At 67.7% G+C, this 22,337-nt stretch carries 20 protein-coding genes and 4 tRNA genes; 15 read left to right on the top strand and 9 right to left on the bottom strand.

The annotated features are described in order from the left end of the window. Nucleotide 1: 1 nt before the first annotated feature. From AC1RVW_RS21425 to AC1RVW_RS21415, 3 genes are all read right to left on the bottom strand, one after another. Nucleotides 2-78 (bottom strand) — tRNA-Arg (locus tag AC1RVW_RS21425). Nucleotides 79-194: 116 nt separating this feature from the next. Continuing rightward, nucleotides 195-271, bottom strand: a tRNA-Arg gene (locus AC1RVW_RS21420). A gap of 11 nt (nucleotides 272-282) precedes the next feature. Beyond that, nucleotides 283-1,209: a LysR family transcriptional regulator gene (locus tag AC1RVW_RS21415; protein WP_493202358.1), complete on the bottom strand. Its 927-nt coding sequence runs from the start codon at nucleotides 1,207-1,209 to the stop codon at nucleotides 283-285. A gap of 75 nt (nucleotides 1,210-1,284) precedes the next feature. Between AC1RVW_RS21415 and AC1RVW_RS21410 the strand changes: the two genes are divergently transcribed. The 6 genes from AC1RVW_RS21410 to AC1RVW_RS21385 all read left to right on the top strand — a co-directional run bounded on the left by AC1RVW_RS21410 (nucleotide 1,285) and on the right by AC1RVW_RS21385 (nucleotide 8,290). Beyond that, on the top strand, nucleotides 1,285-2,154 hold the full coding sequence (locus tag AC1RVW_RS21410) for an HpcH/HpaI aldolase/citrate lyase family protein (RefSeq protein ID WP_493202356.1): 870 nt from the start codon (nucleotides 1,285-1,287) through the stop codon (nucleotides 2,152-2,154). A gap of 68 nt (nucleotides 2,155-2,222) precedes the next feature. After that, a complete protein-coding gene (locus AC1RVW_RS21405) occupies nucleotides 2,223-3,215 on the top strand; it encodes a tripartite tricarboxylate transporter substrate binding protein (protein WP_493202354.1) in 993 nt (330 codons plus the stop codon). A gap of 15 nt (nucleotides 3,216-3,230) precedes the next feature. Further along, nucleotides 3,231-4,433, top strand: a complete 1,203-nt coding sequence (locus AC1RVW_RS21400; protein WP_493202352.1) for a CaiB/BaiF CoA transferase family protein — start codon at nucleotides 3,231-3,233, stop codon at nucleotides 4,431-4,433. A 3-nt stretch (nucleotides 4,434-4,436) separates the two neighbouring features. Next, the gene (locus AC1RVW_RS21395; protein WP_493202350.1) at nucleotides 4,437-5,312 is read left to right on the top strand and encodes an amidohydrolase family protein; all 876 of its coding nucleotides are present in this window, start codon (nucleotides 4,437-4,439) and stop codon (nucleotides 5,310-5,312) included. Between the two features lie 23 nt (nucleotides 5,313-5,335). Then, complete coding sequence (locus AC1RVW_RS21390; protein WP_493202348.1) at nucleotides 5,336-6,301, top strand: Bug family tripartite tricarboxylate transporter substrate binding protein; 966 nt, start codon at nucleotides 5,336-5,338, stop codon at nucleotides 6,299-6,301. 141 nt (nucleotides 6,302-6,442) lie between these two features. After that, nucleotides 6,443-8,290: a diguanylate cyclase domain-containing protein gene (locus tag AC1RVW_RS21385; protein ID WP_493202346.1), complete on the top strand. Its 1,848-nt coding sequence runs from the start codon at nucleotides 6,443-6,445 to the stop codon at nucleotides 8,288-8,290. 39 nt (nucleotides 8,291-8,329) lie between these two features. Here the strand turns inward: AC1RVW_RS21385 and AC1RVW_RS21380 are convergent, their stop codons facing one another. After that, nucleotides 8,330-8,548: a hypothetical protein gene (locus AC1RVW_RS21380; protein WP_493202344.1), complete on the bottom strand. Its 219-nt coding sequence runs from the start codon at nucleotides 8,546-8,548 to the stop codon at nucleotides 8,330-8,332. 156 nt (nucleotides 8,549-8,704) lie between these two features. Here AC1RVW_RS21380 and AC1RVW_RS21375 point away from each other — a divergent pair, with 156 nt between their 5' ends. Continuing rightward, complete coding sequence (locus AC1RVW_RS21375; protein ID WP_493202342.1) at nucleotides 8,705-8,944, top strand: hypothetical protein; 240 nt, start codon at nucleotides 8,705-8,707, stop codon at nucleotides 8,942-8,944. A 211-nt stretch (nucleotides 8,945-9,155) separates the two neighbouring features. Here the strand turns inward: AC1RVW_RS21375 and AC1RVW_RS21370 are convergent. Further along, nucleotides 9,156-9,232: transfer RNA gene (locus tag AC1RVW_RS21370), tRNA-Ile, on the bottom strand. 31 nt (nucleotides 9,233-9,263) lie between these two features. Beyond that, complete coding sequence (gene hrcA, locus AC1RVW_RS21365) at nucleotides 9,264-10,271, bottom strand: heat-inducible transcriptional repressor HrcA (protein WP_081269874.1); 1,008 nt, start codon at nucleotides 10,269-10,271, stop codon at nucleotides 9,264-9,266. Between the two features lie 31 nt (nucleotides 10,272-10,302). Between hrcA and AC1RVW_RS21360 the strand changes: the two genes are divergently transcribed. From AC1RVW_RS21360 to rapZ, 3 genes are read left to right on the top strand one after another with little or no spacing between them, the layout of a single operon-like run. Next, nucleotides 10,303-11,214: an NAD kinase gene (locus AC1RVW_RS21360; RefSeq protein WP_106936924.1), complete on the top strand. Its 912-nt coding sequence runs from the start codon at nucleotides 10,303-10,305 to the stop codon at nucleotides 11,212-11,214. Further along, entirely contained in the window at nucleotides 11,215-12,897 is a 1,683-nt protein-coding gene (gene recN / locus AC1RVW_RS21355) for a DNA repair protein RecN (protein ID WP_493202339.1), read from the top strand. Further along, nucleotides 12,894-13,772 carry an RNase adapter RapZ gene (gene rapZ, locus AC1RVW_RS21350; protein WP_106936922.1) on the top strand — a complete coding sequence of 293 codons (879 nt, stop codon included), beginning with the start codon at nucleotides 12,894-12,896 and terminating at the stop codon, nucleotides 13,770-13,772. Before recN ends, rapZ begins: the two co-directional genes overlap by 4 nt. Before the next feature lie 10 nt (nucleotides 13,773-13,782). Here the strand turns inward: rapZ and mutY are convergent, their stop codons facing one another. The 3 genes from mutY to mutM all read right to left on the bottom strand — a co-directional run bounded on the left by mutY (nucleotide 13,783) and on the right by mutM (nucleotide 17,682). Continuing rightward, nucleotides 13,783-14,829, bottom strand: a complete 1,047-nt coding sequence (gene mutY, locus AC1RVW_RS21345) for an A/G-specific adenine glycosylase (RefSeq protein WP_106936921.1) — start codon at nucleotides 14,827-14,829, stop codon at nucleotides 13,783-13,785. Then, on the bottom strand, nucleotides 14,819-16,780 hold the full coding sequence (locus AC1RVW_RS21340) for a dynamin family protein (protein ID WP_493202336.1): 1,962 nt from the start codon (nucleotides 16,778-16,780) through the stop codon (nucleotides 14,819-14,821). The genes mutY and AC1RVW_RS21340 overlap by 11 nt, the downstream gene beginning before the upstream one ends. Before the next feature lie 89 nt (nucleotides 16,781-16,869). Continuing rightward, nucleotides 16,870-17,682: a bifunctional DNA-formamidopyrimidine glycosylase/DNA-(apurinic or apyrimidinic site) lyase gene (gene mutM, locus AC1RVW_RS21335; RefSeq protein ID WP_081269879.1), complete on the bottom strand. Its 813-nt coding sequence runs from the start codon at nucleotides 17,680-17,682 to the stop codon at nucleotides 16,870-16,872. A gap of 81 nt (nucleotides 17,683-17,763) precedes the next feature. On the opposite strand from mutM, the gene AC1RVW_RS21330 reads away from it, so the two are divergent. The 5 genes from AC1RVW_RS21330 (at nucleotide 17,764) to AC1RVW_RS21310 (ending at nucleotide 22,316) form a co-directional block, all read left to right on the top strand. Further along, a complete protein-coding gene (locus AC1RVW_RS21330) occupies nucleotides 17,764-19,620 on the top strand; it encodes a tetratricopeptide repeat protein (RefSeq protein ID WP_285412945.1) in 1,857 nt (618 codons plus the stop codon). A gap of 2 nt (nucleotides 19,621-19,622) precedes the next feature. Further along, complete coding sequence (locus tag AC1RVW_RS21325; protein WP_493202333.1) at nucleotides 19,623-20,159, top strand: lipoprotein insertase outer membrane protein LolB; 537 nt, start codon at nucleotides 19,623-19,625, stop codon at nucleotides 20,157-20,159. Further along, nucleotides 20,156-21,052, top strand: a complete 897-nt coding sequence (ispE, locus tag AC1RVW_RS21320; RefSeq protein WP_493202331.1) for a 4-(cytidine 5'-diphospho)-2-C-methyl-D-erythritol kinase — start codon at nucleotides 20,156-20,158, stop codon at nucleotides 21,050-21,052. The genes AC1RVW_RS21325 and ispE overlap by 4 nt, the downstream gene beginning before the upstream one ends. Before the next feature lie 72 nt (nucleotides 21,053-21,124). Then, nucleotides 21,125-21,201, top strand: a tRNA-Gln gene (locus AC1RVW_RS21315). Nucleotides 21,202-21,341: 140 nt separating this feature from the next. After that, nucleotides 21,342-22,316, top strand: coding sequence for a ribose-phosphate pyrophosphokinase (locus AC1RVW_RS21310; RefSeq protein ID WP_081269883.1), 975 nt, complete (start codon nucleotides 21,342-21,344; stop codon nucleotides 22,314-22,316). The last annotated feature ends 21 nt before the right edge of the window (nucleotides 22,317-22,337 follow it).

The following is a 22,337-nucleotide window of genomic DNA, read 5'->3' as shown; positions in this document are numbered from 1 at the left end:
GTGGTGCGGCTGGCAGGAATTGAACCCACGACCCCTTGGTTCGTAGCCAAGTACTCTATCCAACTGAGCTACAGCCGCACAGCTTGCAATTATAGCCTGCCTTTTTCACCCGATTCTTGGTTTTCCGGAGCGAACGATGCGGAGCCCACAAAGAAAAAAGCCCGGAAGACGAATCTTCCGGGCTTTTCAACAGGTGGTGCGGCTGGCAGGAATTGAACCCACGACCCCTTGGTTCGTAGCCAAGTACTCTATCCAACTGAGCTACAGCCGCTAAGCTCTCGATTATAGCCTGCTTTTTTGGGCCTCCCCGGATGCGGCACTTCTGCGTGAAGTTCTCTTGCCTCCGCTGACCTGCCCCGCGCTGTCCACGAAGCCCTGGATCAGCCTCAGCCGCGGTGATGCGCGCAGCCACAGCACACCGAAGCGCCGAGGCTCCGAAGGCAGCGGCAACGCGATCTTGGCGATGCGCTGGCCTTTCAGCAGCGGCGATGCGATGTCCGGCACGATCGATACGCCGAGCCCGCGGTCGACCATCATTGCAATCGCCAGCAGCGAGCTGAGCTCGAAACGCTCCTGCGGCACGATGCCCGCGGCGCGCAGGTAACGGTCGGCCTGCTTGCCGCCGCCAAGGTTGCGGTCGTAGCGGATCAGCGGCGATGTCCTCAGCAGTTCGTGCGGATCGCGCCGCGCCAGGCGGCTGGGCGCGAGCAGCACCAGCGGCTCTTCACGCAGCAACGACCAGTCGAAGGTCTTGGGCAGCGCGAAGGTCGGATGGAGGCACACGGCCGCGTCGAGCTCGCCCTGCGCCAGCGCCTTGTGCAGCGTGGCGGTGGTGCCCGACTGCAGGAACACCTTGGCGCCCGGGTGCGCCTTCACGAAGTGCGCCAGGATGTCCGGCAGCAGGCTGTGAATGGCGGTGTTGATGGTGCCTACCAGCAGCTCGCCGCCGGCCGCATCGCTGCCGAGCAGCGCCTTGATGTCGCTCACCTCCCTGAGCAGGTTGCGCCCGCGCTGCACCAGCTGGTGCCCCGCCTCCGTGGGCTGCACCGTACGGCCGGCGCGTGCGAGCAGCGGCGCGCCGAGCTCGCGCTCCAGCGCGCGGACCTGCTGTGCCACGGCGGCGGGCGTGAGGTCGAGCCGGCGCGCGGCCTCAGACATCGAGCCGGACTCCACCACCAATAGAAAGCTGTGCAGATAGGCGGTTTCCATGAAGATAGATTTTCTATGATCTGATCATAGAAAGCATGTGTTTTTCTAATCTCATGGACTGCGGACACTGCGGGCATGAGAAGCAAGCTCTTTGTACCCGGCACACGCCCCGAGCTGTTCGCCAAGGCGCTGGACAGCGCCGCCGACGGCATTTGTCTAGACCTGGAAGATGCGGTCTCCGAAGCGCGCAAGGACGAGGCGCGCGACCGTGTGCGCCAGCTGCTGGCGGGCGTCGATGCGGCAGCAGCCGGCAAGACCCTGATCGTGCGCGTCAACGCGATGGACACGCCGCACTTCGAGCGCGACGTGGCCGCGGTGGCGATGCCCGGCGTGCACCTGGTCAACCTGCCCAAGCCCGAGAGCCCGGCGCACGTGCAGGCTGCGGCACAAGCCATCGAGCGTGCCGAGCGAACGCATGGCGTGACAACACCCATCGGCTTGCTGCTGAACATCGAAACGCCCTCTGCCCTGCGCATGGCCCCGCAGCTCGCGCTTGCGCATCCCCGCGTGAAGGGGCTGCAGCTGGGCCTCGGCGACCTGTTCGAACCGCTGGGCATTGCGCGGCGCGCGCCGGAAGCGATCCAGCAGGCGATGTTCGCGGTGCGCATCGGCGCCGGCGAAGCCGGTGTCTACGCCTACGACAGCGCATTCGCCGACATCCGCGATGCCGAAGGCTTTCGCGCCGAAGCGAAGCTCGCGCGCAACCTCGGCTTCCTCGGCAAGACCTGCATCCATCCGAGCCAGGTCGCCATCGCGAACGAAGTGTTCCGCCCCACTGACGAGGAAATCGCGCACGCGTGCAAGGTGGTCGAAGCGGCCCGCGAGGCGGACGCCAAGGGCATCGGAGCCTATGTGGTGGACGGAAAGATGATCGATATCCCCTTCGTGCTTCGCGCACGCGCCATTGTCGAGAGCGCGCGCGGGCTCGGGCTGCTGCCCGGCTGAACGCACAGGCCTTGCCCTCCCCTCGGCGAGGCACGCATACACACAAGAACCAGGAGACAAGACACACCATGCGCATTCCCACCATCCTTCGCCCGGGCGCCCTCGCAGCCATGGCATTCGCCGCTGCATGCGTGCACGTCGGCACGGCGTTCGCACAGCAGGCGGCCTATCCGTCCAAGGCCATCACCATCGTCGTGCCCTACCCCGCGGGCGGCTCGAACGACACCTTTGCGCGGCAGATCGCCAAGGAACTCGGCGACGAGCTCAAGCAGCCCGTGATCATCGACAACCGGCCCGGCGCCAGCGGCAACACCGGCACCGCGCAGGTGGCGCGCGCCACGCCCGACGGCTACACGCTGGTGGCGGTGTCCTCCAGCATGACGACCAATGCGGCCGTGCAGTCGAAGCTGCCGTTCGATCCGGTGAAGGGCCTCGCGCCCGTGGCGATGTTTGCCAAGGGTCCCTTCATCGTCGCGGTCAACAACGAGTTTCCCGCGAAGACACCCGCCGAGCTGATCGCAGCCATCAAGGCGAAGCCGGGCCAGTACAACTACGCCTCCTCGGGTTCGGGCAGCGTCAACCAGTTCGGCACCGAACTGCTCAAGGCCAAGGTAGGCGACTTGCAGATCGCGCACATCCCCTACAAGGGCATGGGCCCGGCCGTGACCGACCTGATCGGCAACCAGACCCAGTTGCTGATTTCCAGCGGGCCGTCGCTGCTGCCGATGGTGCGCGCGGGCAAGCTGCGCGCCGTCGGCATTACCAGCCTCAAGCCGAGCCCCGTCGCGCCCGACCTCACGCCGATGTCCGCCGCGGTGCCCGGCTACGAGTTCGAGCTCTGGTGGGGCCTGCTGGCACCCGCTGGCACGCCTGGCGACGTGGTCGCGAAGCTCAACCAGGCCGTCAACCAGATCCTGGCGCGCCCCACGATCGCGGCCAACTTCCTGCGCGAAGGCGCGATCGCCACGCCGCTCACGCCGGCGCAGTTCGGCACCGTGATCGCCGACGACGTGGAGCGCTGGAAGAAGCTGGCCAGGCAACAGAACATCACTGCAGACTGAGAAGAGAGAAGACCCATGAGCCTCGCCCCACCCCACGATGCCGGCAACGACGCGCGCCTGCCCCCGCGCAGCGGCCCCGCGGGCCCGCTGAGCGGCCTGCGCGTGCTCGACCTGAGCGCCTACATCGCGGGTCCGTACGGCTGTTCGCTGCTGGCCGACCAGGGCGCGGAGGTCATCAAGATCGAGCCGCCCACGGGCGACAACCTGCGCAAGTACCCATCGACGCTGGAAGCGGAGAGCCGCGCCTTCATCGGCGTGAACCGCAGCAAGCTCGGCGTGGTGCTCGACCTGAAGAACGCGGACGACCTCGCCGCGCTGAAGACGCTGGTGGGCACGGCCGACGTGCTGGTGCACAACTTCCGGCCCAGCGTGCCGCCGCGGCTGGGCATCGGCTACGAGCAGCTGAAGGCGCTCAATCCGCGCCTGATCTACTGCGCCGTCACCGGCTACGGCGAGACCGGGCCGCTGCGCGAGAAGGCAGGCTACGACCAGGTGCTGCAGACCATGACCGGCATGTGCGCGCTGCAGGGCCAGCGCGGCGGTCCGCCCGAGATCCTCTACGGCTCGGTGGTCGACTACTACGCGGCCGCGCTGGTGGCCGCCGGCGTGGCCTCGGCGCTGTACGAGCGCGAGAAGAGCGGCGTCGGCCAGTATGTCGGCGTGTCACTGCTGCGCTCCGCGCTCACCATGCAGTCGGCCCGCATGGTGTGGGCAGAAGGCGAGCCCAAGGAGGTGGGGCGCGACATGCGCTCCGGCGGCATCACCGGCCTGCATCCCACGCGCGAGGGCTACCTGTACATCTCCGCCAACACGCCGCATTTCTGGCAGGCGCTGTGCGCCAAGGTCGGGCTGCCCGAGCTGGCGGTCGACGAGCGCTACGACTCGGTGCGCAAGCGCGCGCAGCATTCCGCCGAGATCGTTCCCCGGCTGCGCGCGGCGCTGGCCGAACGCAGCGCGCTGGAGTGGGAAGAGCGCTTCGGCGAAGACGTGCCCTGCGCAGCCGCACGCACCGTCGAGGACATGTTCGACAACCCGCAGGTGCTGGCCGAAGACATGGTGACGGAGTTCGCGCACCCCACGCTCGGCAGCTACCGCGGCTTCACGCGGCCCGTGCAGTTCGGCCGCACGCCGGGACCTGAGCCATTCGCGGCGCCTACGCTGGGCCAGCACACTGGCGCCGTGCTGGCCTCTCGCGGCAAGGGAACCGGCCAGGGCTGAGCCATGCGCCTCGAGATCGCCTGCCCCAACAGCAGCGGCACGCAGCGGCCCACGAGCAACACGCCGGAGGGCGCCTGCGATGCGCACATGCATGTCTACGACCGCCGCTTCGCGCTGCATGCCCCGCCCGATGCGATGGTCGACGACGCCACCGCAGACGACTACCGCCTGCTGCAGCGGCGCATCGGCACGCAGCGCACCGTCGTCGTGCAGCCGCGCATCCACGGCACCGACAACAGCGTGACGCTCGCGGCCATTCGCGCGCTCGGCGCTTCGAGCACGCGGGGCGTGGCGGTCGTGCGTCCCGAGGTGAGCGACGACGAACTCGCGCGGCTGCACGCAGGCGGCATTCGCGGCATCCGGTTCACGCTCTACACACCGACCCACGCGACCACCGATTTCTCCATGGTCGAGCCGCTCGCGCACCGCATGCACGCGCTCGGCTGGCATGTGCAGTTGCACTGGAGCGCCGACCAGATCGCCGAACACGCGGCCCTGCTCGAGCGACTGCCTTGCACCATCGTCCTCGACCACCTCGCGCGGCTTGCGCTGCCGGATGCGCAGGCGCACCCCGCCTTCGCGGTCGTGCGCCGGCTGCTGGACAACGGCCGCACCTGGATCAAGCTGTCCGGCGCCTACCTCGATTCGAAGCTGGGCGCCGAAGGCGGCTACGCCGACACCACCGCCGTTGCCCGGGCCTGGGTGCGGCATGCGCCCGAGCGCGTGGTTTGGGGCAGCGACTGGCCCCACCCCACCGAGCGCGGCGCCAAGCCCGACGACGCGCAGTTGTTCGACCTGCTTCACCAATGGGTGCCCGACGAAGCCGTGCGCCGCCGCGTGCTGGTCGACAACCCGGCGCGGCTCTACGACTTTTCCTGAACCAAGAACATCGAGACATCGGCATGAAGAAGACAACACGCGTCCTGAAGACGATCGCGGCCATCGCCGCCTGCGCGCCCCTGCTGGGCTGGGCGGCATGGCCCGACAAGCCGATCCGCATGGTCGTGCCCTACGCGGCCGGCGGCGGCGCCGACAACACAGCGCGCATCGTCGCGCAGCAGATGAGCGCGGCGCTGGGCCAGCAGATCGTCATCGACAACAGGCCCGGCGCGGGCGGCGTGATCGGCGAAGACAACGTGGCCAAGGCGGCGGGCGACGGCTACACGGTGCTCTACGACGCATCGGCGTTCTCGGTGAACCCTGCGCTGCGCAAGCTGCCCTTCGACGCCGCGAAAGACTTCATTCCGGTGTCGCTGGTGGCCACCGCGCCGCAGATCCTGGTGGTGCCGGAGAACGCACCCTACAGGACCGTGGCCGAATTCCTGGACTTCGCGCGCAAGAACCCCGGCAAGCTGAGCTTTGCGTCGGCGGGCGGAGGCACCGGCTCGCATCTTGCGGGCGAGGCGCTGAACGAGCAGGCCAAGGTCAACCTGATGCACGTGCCCTACAAGGGCGGCGCACCCGCGCTCACCGACCTGATGGGCGGGCAGGTGTCGGCGTACTTCGGCAACGTGGCTTCCACCCTCGGCTACGTGAAATCGGGCAAGCTGCGCGCGCTGGCCGTGAGCTCCACCCGACGCGTGCCGGCCCTGCCCGACACGCCGACGCTCGGCGAGTCGGGCCTGCCGGGCTACAACGTGGTCGAGTGGAACGGCGTGTTCCTTCCGAAGGGCACGCCGCCCGACATCGTGCAGAAGCTCGGCAAGGCGGTGCAGGCGGCGGTGAACGATCCCACGGTGCGCCAGAAGCTGCTGCAGCTCGGCCTCGAACCCGCGGGCACCACGCCGGAGGCATTCGCCAGGTTCGTGCAGGACGAGACGGGGCGGGTGAGTGCCCTGGTCCGGGCGCGCAACATCAGGGTCGATTGAACCAAGGGTTTACCCTTGATCAACGGCACTATCTCGCGCAAGAGACGCAGATAGTGATGCTGCGCAGCCGGCCGGTGCGAACAAGCGCCATGCTTTTCCCCGAGAATCCGCCGTTTTGCCCGCTCCGCTGCAGCACATCCCATGATGTCCCGCCTCTTCCTACGCGGCGCCGCCGATGCGCGCCTTGCCTGGCGCCTGCTGGTGGCCGCCGCGCTCGCGCTGTTCCTGTCAGCCGTCGCCGCCGCCCAGCCGGCCGGTGACGCGCAGCGCGGGCCGCTGCTGATACGGCACCAGCCGAACGGGCTGCCGGCCGTGCGGCATCTGCAGGTGTTCGAGGACAAGACGCGGTCGCTGAGCATCGAGCAGGTGCGCACGCCGCCGCAGGAGGCCAGGTTCGCCTTCCCGGACGACCCGCTGCGGGGCAAGGAATCCGACCGCGTGCTCTGGTTCAAGCTGCAGATGCGGCTGGCCGACCCCGCCGAAGCCTCGCGCGAGTGGCTCATGCTGGTGCCGACGGTCTCGACGCACGACCTGCGCTTCTACGGCCCCTACGACGCAGACGGCCACGCGCTGGCCGCCCCGGTCACCACTGGCATGCGCTACCCGTGGGCGAGCCGCCCGGCCGCGTCCGAACAGATGGCCTGGCGCTTCCGGTTGCCCGGCCCGGGCACCTACGACGTGTACTTCCGGGTCGAATCGACGTTCGCGCGCATCTACGACGTTTCGGTCTGGGACCCGGCCGACTACCTGCAGTCCACGCAGGACAAGCGCATGTTCGACGGCGTGACCTACGGCGTGCTGATCGGCCTGATGGTGTATGGGCTGGTCCTGTTCAAGGTGTTCGGCGAGGGGCTGTACGGCTTCTACATGCTGTCTTGCGCCTGCGGCGTGCTGGCCCTCGGCAGCATCAACGGCCACGCCTTGCGCTACCCCTTCGCCCAATGGCCCGCGGCGGCAGGCTTCGCCTACACCGCGGGGCCGGCGCTGTGGGCCATCTGCAAGCTGCAGTTCGGCAGGCGGCTGCTGCGGCTGCGCCATTTCGCGCCGCCGCTGGACTGGCTGGTGCAGGCCTTCACCGTCGCGCTCGCGCTGGCCATTCCGTACGCCAACTGGGGTGCCCATCCGCTGATGACCTTCCGGCTGGTGCAGATCTCGGTGATTGCATCGACCGTGGTGATGGTGATCGGCGCGCTGATCGCGATGCGGCGGCGCTACTGGCCGGCGGTGCTCTACTTCTTCGGCGTGGCGCTGCTGCTAGGCGGCATCGGCGCGATCGTGGTCGCGAGCTGGGGCTGGATCGAATGGGCGCCGAACCAGATGAACGTGTCGCAGGGCGCGCTGGTGGCCGAGCTGATCGTGTTCGCCGTGGCCATGGGTTCGCGGCTGCAGCTCGTGCTGCGCTCCGAGCAGGCGCTCACCGCACGCACGCAACAGTTGGTGGAGGCCCTGGGCACCGACGCGCTGACCGGCGCCGCCAGCCGCGCCGGCTTCGAGAGCCGCGGCGAGGAACTGCTGGACAAGGGCCAGCCTTTCGCCCTGATGCTGCTCGACCTGGACGGGTTCAAGGGCGTGAACGACGCGCATGGACACGCGGCCGGCGACCAGGTGCTGATCGCCATCGCCCAACGGCTTCGCGCGCAATTGCGCAAGGACGACGTGGTTGCCAGGCTGGGCGGCGACGAGTTCGCGGTGCTGGTGCTCGGCACGCCCTCACGCGACGCCATGAGCCTCATGGCCCGCCGCATGATCGAGGCGGGCTCGCAACCGGTCGAGTACGAGGGCCGCAGCGTCACGGTCGGCATGAGCCTGGGGATTGCCTGCCGTCCAGGCGACGGCGACACCCTGGCCCGACTGCTGCGCGCGGCGGACAGGGCGATGTATCACGTCAAGCAGCACCGGGCGGGCCCGGCGTTCACCTTCGCATCGGACCTTGCCGCCCAGCCGGGTTCGCTGAGCGCCGATGTGATCCCGCTCGAACGTACGGGTTGAAGGCTGGAATGGCCCCGGGCCGCCCTCGAGTCGGCTTCTTCATGTGCATTGCTTTCGCAACCGGTTCAGTTCTGCTCGACCCTGCGGAGTGATGCGCAGGATGACGGCGGGGGGCTTCGAACCGCCGCCGGGCACCGGAAGATTCGCATCAATGAAGTTCGCCGCGGCGAGCACGGCCGCGCAATTGATGTCAGCCTCTTCGAGAACGGCGAGGGGAAATTGCGCCTCCTCGATGCGACGCAGGAAATCCATCGGCATTGCAAATCCTCCACACAAGGTTTCGCTTGCGGGTATCGGTGTTCAGTGCTCCCCGCCTTGAATCTTTCCACGCTTCGTCCGGCCCGCTTGTAGGCTTGCGCCCACCGTTGCGGCCACCCCCGATCAGCACTGCTGCGGGTACGTGATCTCGAGAGGATGAAACGGCAGTCCGGCATCCGTCCCCTGGAGTTTCACTTTCACGAGATCCCCGCTCATTCCGGTGATGACACCGCGCCGGCCATTGATTTCGACTGCGCCACCACGGCGCGCTGGCACCCCGAATTTCGCCCGGATGGCGGCAAGGTTGTCGGGCTTCTTGATACGCACTATTTGGTCTTCAGCCTGCGGGGAGGCTGCCTTTTGAGTTTTGTTAACCCAAAGTACTACTTTTCCTGAGTTTCAAAGTCGGACAAGCACCCGAGCCTTTGTGCTGGAGACCGCACCGGGGCAAGCCGCGAGCCGAGGCGGCCGCAGGGCCTGCCTGGCCACATGACTGAAGTCGGGAAGAAGGTGAAGCCGCCCCGCTGATTTGCGGAGAGCGTTCATGGATTGCGGTGCAACGCCATGGAAATAGCGAAGCACGGAATCCAGAAGATACGGGGGATGGTGGTAGGCCGTGAGTGGCTTGAACACTCGACCAACGGATTATGAGTCCGCTGCTCTAACCAACTGAGCTAACGGCCCACGCGCCACGATTCTATTCGCGCCGCGGCGCCTATTTGCGATGGCTCAGCGCATTGCTCACCAGACGCGACGTGATATCGACGATCTGGATCATGCGTTCATAGGGCATGCGGGTCGGCCCGATCACGCCCAGCGTGCCCACGACCTGCCCGTCGACCTCGTAGTTGGCGCTGACGATGGACAGTTCCTCGAACGGCACCACCTTGCTTTCGCCGCCGATGAAGATGCGCACGCCCTCGGCCTTGCTCGACACGTCGAGCAGCCGCATCAGCTGCGCCTTCTGCTCGAAGAGCTCGAAGGCGCGGCGCAGCTGTCCCATGTCGCTGGAAAAGTCGGTCACCGAGAGCAGGTTGCGCTCGCCGGAGATCACCACGTCGTCTTCCTGCGCCTCGGTGAGCACCTCGGAGCTGACCTTCACGGCGGCCTGCATCAGCGCCGCGATCTCGCCGCGCAGCTTCTCGACTTCGGATTGCAGGCGATCGCGCACCTGCTCGATCGTCAGGCCCGCGTAGTTCGCGTTGATGTAGTTGGACGCCTCGACCAGCTGCGACTGCGAATAGTCGGCCTCCGGAAAGATCACCCGGTTCTGCACGTCGCCGTCGGGCGACACGATGATCACCAGCAGGCGCCGGTCGGACAGCCGCAGGAACTCGATCTGCTTGAACACCGAAGCGCGGCGCGGCGCCATCACCACGCCCACGAACTGCGACAGGTTCGACAGCAGGTGCGCCGCGTTGGCGATCACCTTCTGCGGCTGGTCGGGCGCCAGCGCCGGCGGACTCATCTGCTCGCGCTGGGCGGTGAGCATGGTGTCGACGAACAGGCGGTAGCCGCGATGCGTCGGGATGCGGCCTGCCGAGGTGTGCGGGCTGGCGATCAGCCCCAGTTCCTCGAGGTCCGCCATGACGTTGCGGATGGTCGCGGGCGACAGGTCGAGCCCGGACGAACGCGAGAGCGTGCGGGAGCCGACGGGTTGCCCGTCGGCGATGTAGCGCTCGACGAGCGTCTTGAGCAGCAACTTGGCACGGTCGTCCAGCATTGCAAGATTTTAGTGTTGTAATTTGTGAGATATGACCTCTCGCTTCCGTCACGTCGCCCTCATAGGCAAATACCAGGCTTCCGGCGCCCGCGCGCAGGCGGACGCGCGCGACGGCGTGATGGAAGGCATCGGCGCCTTCCTCGAATCCCAGGGGTGCAAGGTGTTCGTCGAGCGCTCGACCTGCGAGGACGACGCCGACGACGCGCCCGCCCATCCGCGCTACGAGGCCCTGTCGGTCGAGGAAATCGGCCAGCGCTGCGACCTCGGCCTGGTGGTCGGCGGCGACGGCACCATGCTCGGCATCGGCCGGCAGCTCGCCAGCTACGGCATTCCGCTGATCGGCATCAACCGCGGCCGGCTCGGCTTCATCACCGACATCCCGCTCGACAACTACCAGGCCACGCTGATCCCGATGCTGGCCGGCGAATACGAGGAAGACCACCGCAGCCTGATGCACGCGCGGGTCATGCGCGACGGCGCCTCGGTGTTCGACGCGCTGGCCATGAACGACGTGGTCGTCAACCGCGGCGCCACCTCCGGCATGGTGGAGCTGCGCGTGTCGGTCGGCCGGCATTTCGTGGCCAACCAGCGCGCCGACGGCCTGATCATCGCGACGCCCACGGGCTCGACCGCCTACGCGCTGTCGGCCGGCGGGCCGCTGCTGCACCCGGCGGTGCCGGGCTGGGTGCTGGTGCCGATCGCGCCGCACACGCTGTCGAACCGCCCGGTGCTGCTGCCCGATGCCGACGAGATCGTCATCGAGCTGGTGGGCGGGCGCGACGCCAGCGCCAATTTCGACATGCAGTCGCTCGCCTCGCTGGCGATCGGCGATCGCGTGGTGGTGCGCCGCTCCGACTTCCGCGTGCGCTTCCTGCATCCGCGCGGCTGGAGCTATTTCGACACGCTGCGCAAGAAACTTCATTGGAACGAGGGAGGCTCCTGAATGGCGCTGCGACGCATCGCACTGCGCGACTTCGTGATCGTGCGATCACTCGAACTCGACCTGTCCGGCGGCTTCACGGTACTGACCGGTGAAACCGGCGCGGGCAAATCCATCCTGATCGACGCGCTGCAGCTGGCGCTGGGCAACCGCGCCGACGCTGGCGCGGTGCGCGAAGGCGCCGAACGGCTCGACGTGAGCGCCGAATTCGATGCAGATCCGGCCCTGGCCTCCTGGCTCGACGAAGGCGGCTTCGAAGCCGGCGACGCGCTGCTGCTGCGCCGCACCGTCGACCTTCAGGGCCGCAGCCGCGGCTGGATCAACGGCAGCCCGGCCACGGCCACGCAGTTGCGCGAACTCGGCGACCGCCTGCTCGACATCCACGGCCAGCACGCCTGGCAGAGCCTGACCCGGCCCGATGCGGTGCGCGGCCTGCTCGACGCCTATGCGGGCGTGCGCAGCGACGCGCTCGACGCCGCCTGGAATGGCTGGCGGCAGGCGCTCTCCGCGCTCGAACATGCGCGCTCGGCGCAAGACTCGCTGCAGCGTGAGCGCGAGCGGCTGCAGTGGCAGATTTCCGAGGTCGCCAAGCTCGCGCCCGGCGTCGACGAATGGGAAGAACTGTCGACCAACCACTCGCGCATTTCCAACGCGCAGGCGCTGATCGACGCGGCGCAGGGCGCCAGCCAGGCGCTGGAAGACGAAGACAACGGCGCGCTCTCCGCGCTCTCGCGCGCGGCCACGCTGCTGAAGAACTGCGAGCACATCGAGCCGGAGTTCCGCAACCTCGGCGAAGTGCTGGCCTCCTGCGTGGCGCAGGCCTCCGACGCGGCCCACTCGCTGCACGGCTACCTTCGCGACGCCGAAGCCGATCCGCAAAGCCTGGCCGAACTGGACGAGCGCATGGGCCTGTGGATGTCGCTCGCGCGCCGCTACAAGCGCACGCCGGCCGACCTGCCGGCCTTGCTGGCCGGCTGGCAGGCCGAGCTGCAGGCGCTCGATGCGCAAAGCGATCTGGACGGCCTGGAACGTGCCGAGCAGAGCGCACAGCAGGCCTACATGAAGGAAGCCAGGGCGCTCGGCAAGTCGCGCAAGCAGGCGGCGCCGCGGCTCGCGCAGGCCGTCACCGAGGCAATGCAGGGCCTGGGCATGCAGGGCGGGCGCTTCGAAGTCGATCTGCAGCCGCTGGCGCAGCCCGGCCGCGCCGGCCTGGAAGAAGTGGCGTTCCTCGTGGCCGGCCACACCGGCAGCACACCGCGCGCCATCGGCAAGGTGGCATCGGGCGGCGAGCTGTCGCGCATCGCGCTGGCCATTGCCGTGACGACCAGCCAGCTCGGCACCGCGCAGACGCTGATCTTCGACGAAGTGGATGCCGGCGTCGGCGGTGCCGTCGCCGAGACGGTCGGGCGCCTCATGAAGCAGCTCGGCCGCGACCGCCAGGTGCTCGCCGTCACCCATCTGCCGCAAGTGGCGGCCTGCGCGGACCACCACCTGGTGGTGGCCAAGCGCCAGACCGCGGCGGCCGGCAAGGAAGGCCCGCGCACCGAGAGCGGCGTGTCGCGCCTGGACGAAGACAACCGCGCCAGGGAAATCGCCCGCATGCTGGGCGGCGAGAAGGTTTCGCAGACTTCGCTCGCGCACGCCCGCGAGATGCTGGGCCACAAGACTTCCGCGGCCACGCCATGAACCTCGACCTGGTCCTCATCACGGGCATGTCGGGCTCCGGCAAATCGGTGGCCCTGCATGCGCTGGAAGACGCGGGCTACTACTGCGTCGACAACCTGCCGCCTGAACTGCTGACGGCGTTCATCGCCCTGCAGCACGAGCAGCAGACCCCGCGCGTGGCCATTGCCATGGACGTGCGCAGCGGCGTCTCGCTGCCCATCGTTCCGCAGCAGCTCGATGCGCTGCGGCGCGACGGCGGGATCTCGCTGCGTTCGCTGTTCCTCGACGCCACCACCGACGCGCTGTTGCGCCGCTATTCCGAAACCCGCCGCCGCCATCCGCTCTCGCGCCAGGAAGGCCGCACCGACGTGCCCGAGCAGCATCGCGTGCTGATGCAGGCCATCGAGCTGGAACGCGAACTGCTGGCCGACCTGCGCGATGGTGCCGACGTGATCGACACCAGCCTGATCCGGCCGGCGCAGCTGCAGAGCTACATCAAGTCGCTGATCTCGGCGCCGCAGAGCGCGCTGACGCTGGTGTTCGAGTCGTTCGCCTTCAAGCGCGGCGTGCCGCTGGATGCCGACTATGTATTCGACGTGCGCATGCTGCCGAACCCGCACTATGTGCCCGCGCTGCGCCCGCTCACGGGACGCGACGAACCGGTGATCGAATGGCTGCGCGAGCACGACGACGTGGCGCGCATGTACGACGACATCGAGCAGTTCCTGTCGCACTGGCTGGATGCGCTGGCGCGCGACCACCGCAGCTACGTGACGGTGGCCATCGGCTGCACCGGCGGGCAGCACCGTTCGGTGTTCCTGGTGGAGCAGCTCGCGCGTTCGTTCGGTGCCCGCTGGGGTGCGCTCAAGCGGCACCGCGAACTCGACGCGAACTGACCGCCGGCTTCTATCGGGCCTCGCTGCTTTCCAGCAGCTTGCGCACCGGGGCCGGCAGGCCCAGCCGGCTCCACTCTTGCGCATCGACCCAGCGCGCGCCCTCGCCGAGCGGCTGGGCGCCCTCGATCAGCACCGGGTGCAGGTGCAGGTCCTTGTGGGTCAGCACGTGCACGAAGGCCGGCATGTCTTGCGTGCCGCGTTGCGCGGCGGGCGGCAGCGCTGCGAGCAGATCGTCTCGGCTGTCGAACACGGGCAGGCAGTGCAGCCCCGCCCATATGCCCTTCGCCGGCCGTTTCTCCAGCCACACGCGGCCCTGCGCATCGCGCGCCAGCAGCAGCCAGAGCGACTGGGCACTGCGCTTGAGCTTGCGGGTCTTGACGGGGTAGCGCTCGGGCGCGCCCTCGCGCAGGCCCACGCAGCGCTGGTCGACCGGGCAGATCATGCAGCTGGGCTTGCGCGGCAGGCAGACCGTGGCGCCCAGGTCCATGAGCCCCTGCGTGTAGTGGGCGATGGCCTCGCGCTGTTCGGCGGGGGGCAGCAGCTGCGTCGCGAGATCCCACAGGGCGCGCTCCTGCGCAGACGACGACATGTCGCCGCCGAAGCCGAGCACCCGCGTCAGAACGCGCTTCACGTTGCCGTCGAGGATCGCCACGCGCTCGCCGAAGCAGAAGGCGGCAATGGCCGCAGCAGTGGAGCGGCCGATGCCGGGCAGGGTCACGAGTTCCTGCGCCGTGCGCGGGAATTCGCCGCCGAAGCGCGCGACGACGTCCTGCGCGCAGCGGTGCATGTTGCGCGCGCGGCTGTAGTAGCCCAGGCCGCTCCAGAGGCCGAACACCTCGTCTTCGGTTCCGGCGGCCAGCGCCTTCACGTCCGGAAAGCGCTCGAGGAATCGCGCGAAGTAGCCGAGCACCGTCGACACCTGCGTCTGCTGAAGCATCACCTCCGACAGCCAGACGCGGTAGGGGTCGCGGGTGTTCTGCCACGGCAGCTGGCTGCGGCCGTGGCTGCGCTGCCAGGCCACGATCTGCGCGGCGAAGTCGGGGGATTCAGGCAACACGCAGTTCGCCGGCGACAGCCGCAGACTGCGGCTTTGCCTGCTGGGTGATGAGCGTGGTGAATTCGCGCAGCCGCAGATGCAGCTCGGCCAGGTTGCTTTCCTGCGCGGCGAGCTCCATCAGCCGCTCGTCGAGGTTGCCCGCCGCGCTCTGGATGCGCTCGATGGCCTCGATGCGCTTGCTGAAGTTGCGCCGCCGCTCCTTGAGCTGCGCATCGATCTGCGCGCTCGCGCCCTTGCTCCAGCGCTCGACCTCGGTCATGGCGGCTTCGTTCACCAGCCGCAGCCGGCTGGCCAGCGCGCGCACGAGCTTGTCGCAGAAATCGGCCTGCGCGAGCTTCAGCAGGTTGCCCACGCCGAGGTAGTGGATGTGGCTGCGCTCGATCTGGCTGAGCTCCTGCTCGAAGCCGGTGAGGTCGGGCTCCGCCGGTGCCTGCAGCGTGAAGCCCTGTTCGGCATTGAGCTGGCGGAAGGTGGCGTGCAGCATCGACTGGATCTCCGCCGTGGTCGCCTGCACTTCGCGCAGGTTGTTGCGCAGCGAGTCGAAGGTCTCCGCGTACACCTTGCGCACGCTGAGCTTCACGCCGGGGCGCTTGAGCGCGGCCGACAGCCGCACCATGTCGGCCTTGAGCGCGGTACGGCCGAGCACGGCATACACCTCGCGCAGCAGCTTGCCCTGCACCGAGCGCAGCGCCAGGATGCGCGTGTTGCTGCCCTCGAACTCGGCATGCTCCTGGTCGATGCGCGCGCGCATGTGGCGGATGACCGAGACATTCTTGCCGCGCAGCCCCTGCAGCTCGAGCGCCTGCTCGGACAGGTCGCGCTGGCGCACCTTCAGGATGCGTTCGGCCTCGACGCGCAACGCGCTCATGCCGGCATCGACGGCCAGCCGCAGCATGGTCTCGCGCTTGCCGAGCACGCCTTCGCCCAGCAGCGCTTCGAGCGCGGGCAGGCGGCTGGCGTCGAGCAAGGGCACGTCGCGCTGGATCTTGGCCTGCAGGCCCTTCTGCGCGGACACCGGCAGCACCTGCGCCAGCGGCACCTCGAGCAGGCGGGCCGCGCTTTCGCGCTGGCGCTCGATCTGCTGCGCGATCTGCGCGGGCGTGCTCAGCGTGTCCCACATGGTGTCGATCTTGTTGAGCACCACGAAGCGCGTGTTGTTGCCTTCGTCTTCGGTGATCAGGTGCTCGCGCCAGATGGAGAGGTCGGAGCGCGTCACGCCGGTCTCGGCGCCCAGGATGAAGACGACCGCGTGCGCCTGCGGGATCAGGCTCACGGTGAGTTCGGGTTCGGCGCCGATCGCGTTCAGGCCGGGGGTGTCGAGAATCACCAGCCCCTGCTCCAGCAGCGGGTGCGGCATGTTGAGCACCGCATGGCGCCAGCGCGGAATCTCGACGCGGCCTTCGGCGTCCTGCACCGGGTTGTCGTCGGGCGTCTCGTCGTCCCAGAAACCCAGCGTGCGCGCTTCGTCCTTGGCGACCCAGCGCACCTCGGCCACCTTGCTCATGGCCTGTGCCAGCTGCTCGGCATTGGCAACGTCGATGGCGATCTCGGTCCAGCGCGTGGGCTTTTCGCGCCAGTGCGCGAGCGAGTGCGGCTCCAGGCGGGTCTCGATGGGCAGCAGCCGCAGCTTGGGCGCAAGCGCGGGGTCGTAGCCCAGTTCGGTCGGGCACATCGTGGTGCGCCCGGCGCTCGCGGGCATGATGCGCCGCCCGTAGCCGGCAAAGAAGATGGCGTTGATCAGCTCCGACTTGCCGCGCGAAAACTCCGCGACGAACGCGACCATGACCTTGCTAGTGCGGATCTGCGTCTCGAGCCCGCGCAGGCGCTCGGCCACCGCCTGGTCGAGCAGCTCGTTCTCGGTCAGCCAGCGGGACAGCCACTGCAGCCGGCGGGCGAAATTGCTTCGCCAGGCGCCGTGCTGATCGAGTTGTTGGTTGAAGGAGCGGCTCAAGAGACAGATGTAAAAAAGAGCTTACAAATATAGCATCGAGAGGTAGGCAGCAACCGTTTTCGGCCCATTTAGCTCGACGGTTACATCCGCTATTTCTGGCAGTTGGGACAGTAATAGGTGGAGCGCTGCCCCTGCCTCAACAGCCGGATGGGCGTTGCGCAGACCCGACAGGGTTCGCCGGCCCGGCCGTAGACGGTCGCCTCGAGCTGGAAATAACCGTTCTGGCCGTCGATGTTGGAGAAATCGCGCAGCGTGCTGCCGCCCTTCTCTACCGCCCTTGCAAGGATCTCGCGCACCGCCGCATGCAGCTTGGCGGCACGCGGCCGGCTGATGCGCGCGGCCGACAGCGTCGGCCGGATGCCGGCCTGGAACAGCGCCTCCGACGCATAGATATTGCCCACGCCAACCACCACGTCGCCCGCCAGCAGCACCTGCTTGACGGCGGTCTTGCGCTTCTTGAGCCCGGCATGGAAGACGTCGAGATCGAAGTCTTCGCCCAGCGGCTCCATGCCGAGCCCGCCGAGCAACTTGATGGCCCAGGGCGCGTCTTCGTTCTCCACATAGACGACGGCGCCGAAGCGGCGCGGGTCGTTGAGCCGCAAGGTGCCCAGGTCGGTGACCAGATCGAAATGGTCGTGCGTGCCAGGCGGCGGCAGCACCGCGTCGAAACGCAGGCTGCCCGACATGCCCAGGTGCAGCAGCAGGATGCCGCGGTCGAGATCGATCAGCAGGTATTTGCCGCGCCGGCGCACCTGGAGCACGCGGCGCCCGACCAGCGCCTCGGGCAGCACCATCAGCGCCCAGCGCAGTGGTTTTCCGATGCGTACCGCGTCGATGCGCGCCCCGGCGATGCGGTCGGCAATGCCGCGCCGGGTGACTTCGACTTCGGGTAATTCAGGCATGAAAAGTAAATCTCCGGCAAATGCCGACGGCGACGAAGCCCCACGCGGCGCACGTTCAAAAGGCTGGATTATTATGGTCGGATGAACCTTCCGCCCCGCCGACACCGCCTTGCGGCGGCCGCGTCTCTCGTCTTGCTGGCCTGTGCCGTCCACGCGCAAACCAACGACCCAGCAGCCCCCGACAGCCCCGCTCCCATCATCGAACGGTCCGCGCCACGCAAGCCGGCGGCCAAGCCGCAGCAGACCGTCGTCGCCAAGGCAGCCGCTGCCGCCGAGCCCGCGGCGCAGCCGTCGGCACTGACCGCGGACCTGTTCTACGAAATCTTGATGGGCGAGCTGACGACCCGCTCCGGCGACCCCGGCTCCGGCTACGCATTGGTGCTCGACGCCGCACGCCGGCTGCGCGACGGCAAGCTGTTCCAGCGCGCGGTCGAGATCGCCCTGCAGTCGCGTTCAGGCGATGCGGCACTGGCGGCGGCCCGTGCCTGGCAGGAAACGCTGCCCACTTCCCGCGACGCCCGGCGCGTCGAACTGCAGATCCTGATCGCGCTCAACCGCATCAGCGAAACGACCGAGCTGCTGCGCGCCGAAGTGGCGGCCACCTCGCAGGTCGAACGGCCGCTGCTCATGGCCGTGATCGTGCGCAACTATTCGCGCGCGCCTGACAAGAAGCTGGCCGCCTCGGTGGTCGAGCAGGCCTTGTCCGACGAACTCAAGAACCCGGCCACCGGCGCGCTGGCCTGGGCCACCGTGGGCCGGCTGCGCCTGAACGCCGGCGATGCTTCCGGCGCGCTGGAAGCCGCGCGCAGGGGCCAGGAACTCGATCCCTCGTCCGACGCCCCGGCTGCTCTGGCACTCGAGATGATCGACCCCGGTCAGCCGCTGGCCGAGCCCATCGTCACCCGCTACCTGAACAACAACCCCAAGGCCGCCCCAGACCTGCGCGTGGCCTACGCGCGCGTGCTGGTCGAAAACCGCCGCTTCCCCGACGCCACCGCGCAGCTCCAGGCCCTCACCACGGCCCGGCCCGAACTGGCCGAGCCCTGGCTGCTGCTCGGCAGCCTGCAGATGCAGGCCAAGCAGGACGCGGCCGCCGAGGCCTCGCTCAAGCGCTTCATCGAACTCTCGGGCAACCAGGGCAAGGACGCGGGCGAAGCGGGAGACCGCCGCCGCAGCGTGTCGCAGGCGTACTTTGCACTGGCGCAACTGGCCGAGCGCCGCAAGGACTACGCGGCCGCGGAACGTTGGCTGTCGCGCGTGACCAGCACGGACGACATCGTCGCCGCCCAAACCCGCCGCGCGGCGCTGCTCGCGCAACAGGGCAAGCTGCCGCAGGCGCGCGAACTCATCCGCTCGCTGCCCGAACGCACGGCCGACGACAAGAAGCAGAAGTTCCTCGCGGAGGTGCAGCTGCTGCGCGACGCCAAGCAATACCAGGCGGCCTACGACATGCTGGCCCAGGCATCCGCGGCCTCGCCGGACGACGCCGACCTCGTCTACGACCAGGCCATGGTCGCCGAGCGCCTCAACCGCCTCGACGACATGGAGCGCCTGCTGCGCCGGCTCATCCAGCTCAAGCCCGACAACCAGAATGCGTACAACGCGCTGGGCTATTCGCTCGCCGATCGCAAGATCCGGCTCGACGAGGCACGCACGCTGATCCAGAAGGCGGTGCAGCTCGCGCCGGACGATCCGTTCATCGCTGACAGCCTGGGCTGGGTCGAATTCCGCCTCGGCAACACCACGGAGGCGATCCGCATCCTCGAAGCCGCGTACAAGACACGGCCCGACCCCGAGATCGGCGCGCACTTCGGTGAAGTGCTGTGGAGCAGCGGCCAGAAGGACCGCGCGGTCGCGATCTGGAAAGAAGCCTTGCTGAGCGACTCCGAGAACGAAACCCTGCAGGAAACACTCAAGCGCCTGCGCGTGAAGCCTTGAAGATGACGCTGGCAAAGGCGCTTGCGCCGCAACGGATCGATCACGGGCGACGCGTGCTGCTGGCCGCTGGCGGCGCTGCATTGCTCGTCGTGGCAGGCTGCGCCCAGCTGTCGGGTGGCGGCGCTTCGGCACCCAAGGCTTCGGACAGCTGGAGCGGACGGATGTCGCTTCGCATCGAGAGCGAGCCTGTACAGACCTTTGCCGCGCTGTTCGAGCTGCGCGGCTCCGCCGACTCGGGCGATCTCACGCTCACGACCCCCATCGGCAGCACGCTTGCACAGCTGCACTGGTCGCCGGGCGAAGCACTGCTGAAAGACGGCAGCAACACGCGGCGCTTCGACTCCGTCGATGCACTCATCGAGGCGGCCACCGGGGCAGCCATTCCAGTCGGTGCGCTGTTTGGCTGGCTCGCGGGCCGCAACGATCCCGTGCCCGGCTGGAAGCCGGACCTGGGGCAGCTCGCCAACGGCCGCCTGGCGGCAGTCCGCGAAACGCCCAGCCCCCGGGCCGACCTGCGCATCGTGTTCGAGCGGTCATGAAGGCGATCTACGACCTTTCCGCGCCGGCCAAGCTCAACCTCTTCCTTCACATCACCGGCCGGCGCGACGACGGCTACCACCTGCTGCAATCGGTCTTCATGCTGATCGACTGGTGCGACACGCTGCATGTCGAACTGCGCCGTGACGGCCAACTGAGCCGCGAAGACCTGACGACCGAGCTGCCCGCGGACGACCTGATCCTGCGTGCTGCGCGTGCACTGCAGGCGTTCGCCGCGCCGGGCCAGGGAGCCCACATCGGCGTGGCCAAGCATGTGCCGGCGCAGGCGGGCATGGGCGGCGGCTCTTCGGACGCGGCCACCTGCCTGCTGGCGCTGAACCGCCTGTGGGGGCTGAACCTGCCGCTCTCGCGCCTTGCCCACATCGGGCTGAAGCTGGGCGCGGACGTGCCTTTCTTTCTCGGCGGCCGCAATGCGTGGGTCGAGGGCATCGGAGAGCAGCTGACACCGGTTACACTCCCTGCCGCGCGTTTCGCGGTGGCCAAGCCTCCCGAGGGACTCGATACCCGATTAATTTTTTCAGCAACAGATCTTGAACGTTCAACTCCTGTTGCTATAATCACAGGCTTTGCTGCAGAGAGCGAATCGCTCGAAGCGACAAACCTGCAAAGCTCGGTTCTGAGCCCTTCGGTTTTCGACTTCGGCCACAACGACCTGCAGCCGGTTGCCCAGCGACTTTGCCCCGCGGTCACCGACGCCATCGAATGGCTCGGAGCCCAAGGGTTGAAGGCACGGATGACCGGCTCCGGAAGTTCGGTGTTCGCGAAAATGCCGCAAGTGCCGCAGGAAGCGGAACTGCTGGAAGCCCCCAAGGGCTGGCAGGTTCGTCAATGCAGCAACCTGGAAGTCCATCCGCTCTGGGGATGGGCAACCTGAAGAGATGATCGGACCGTTCATTCGGTTCGATGCGACATATATCGGTTGGTGGTGAAAACCATCGACCCGTGTAGGGGAGTCGCCAAGCTGGTTAAGGCACTGGATTTTGATTCCAGCATGCAAAGGTTCGAATCCTTTCTCCCCTGCCAAATCTTCAACGACTGCGGCCAAATGGCCGCAGTCTTCATTTGCAGCTCACCCGCTGCAATAATCGGCGGCCTACCGGTCGCCACGCATCACAAACCTTTTGGCGGCTTCCTAAGCCAATTTGCACTGCCGGGACGCGCTCATGCAGGCTAATCACCCTGATTTCATGGTTTTCACCGGTAACGCCAATCCTGGCCTTGCTGCGGAAATCGCGCACAACCTCGGTACTTCGCTGGGCGCCGCCCGCGTGGGCCGCTTCTCGGACGGTGAAGTCACCGTCGAGATCAACCAGAACGTCCGCGCCCGCGACGTGTTCGTGGTCCAGTCGACCTGCGCTCCTACCAACGAAAACCTGATGGAACTGCTGATCATGGTCGACGCGCTCAAGCGCGCTTCGGCCGAGCGGATCAGCGCCGTCATTCCCTACTTCGGCTACGCCCGCCAGGACCGCCGTCCGCGCTCGAGCCGTGTGCCCATCTCGGCCAAGGTTGTGGCCAACCTGCTGGAAACCGTCGGTGTCGAGCGCGTGCTCACGATGGATCTGCACGCCGACCAGATCCAGGGCTTCTTCGACATTCCGGTCGACAACATCTACGCCTCGCCGGTGCTGCTGGGCGATCTGCGCGCCAAGAACTACGAAGACCTGATCGTGGTTTCGCCCGACGTCGGCGGCGTGGTCCGTGCCCGCGCGCTGGCCAAGCAACTGAACTGCGACCTCGCCATCATCGACAAGCGCCGCCCGAAGGCCAACGTCAGCGAAGTCATGAACGTGATCGGCGAGATCGACGGCCGCAACTGCGTGATCATGGACGACATGATCGACACCGCCGGCACGCTGGTCAAAGCAGCCGAAGTGCTGAAAGAGCGCGGCGCCAAGAGCGTCTACGCCTACTGCACGCACCCGATCTTCTCGGGCCCGGCCATCGAGCGCATCACGCAGGGCTCGGCCCTCGACGAAGTGGTCGTGACCAACACCATCCCGCTTTCCGACGGCGCCAATGCCTGCGGAAAGATCCGCCAGCTCTCCGTGGCACCGCTGATCGCCGAAACGATCCAGCGCATTGCCAAGGGCGAGTCGGTGATGAGTTTGTTCTCGGATCAGGACAACCTGTTCTGACCGGGGCATGAAGCTGGCCTC

The sequence above is a fragment of the Variovorax sp. MPBD4-3 genome (assembly GCF_058809745.1).
This window is presented reverse-complemented; position numbering and strand designations above follow the sequence as displayed.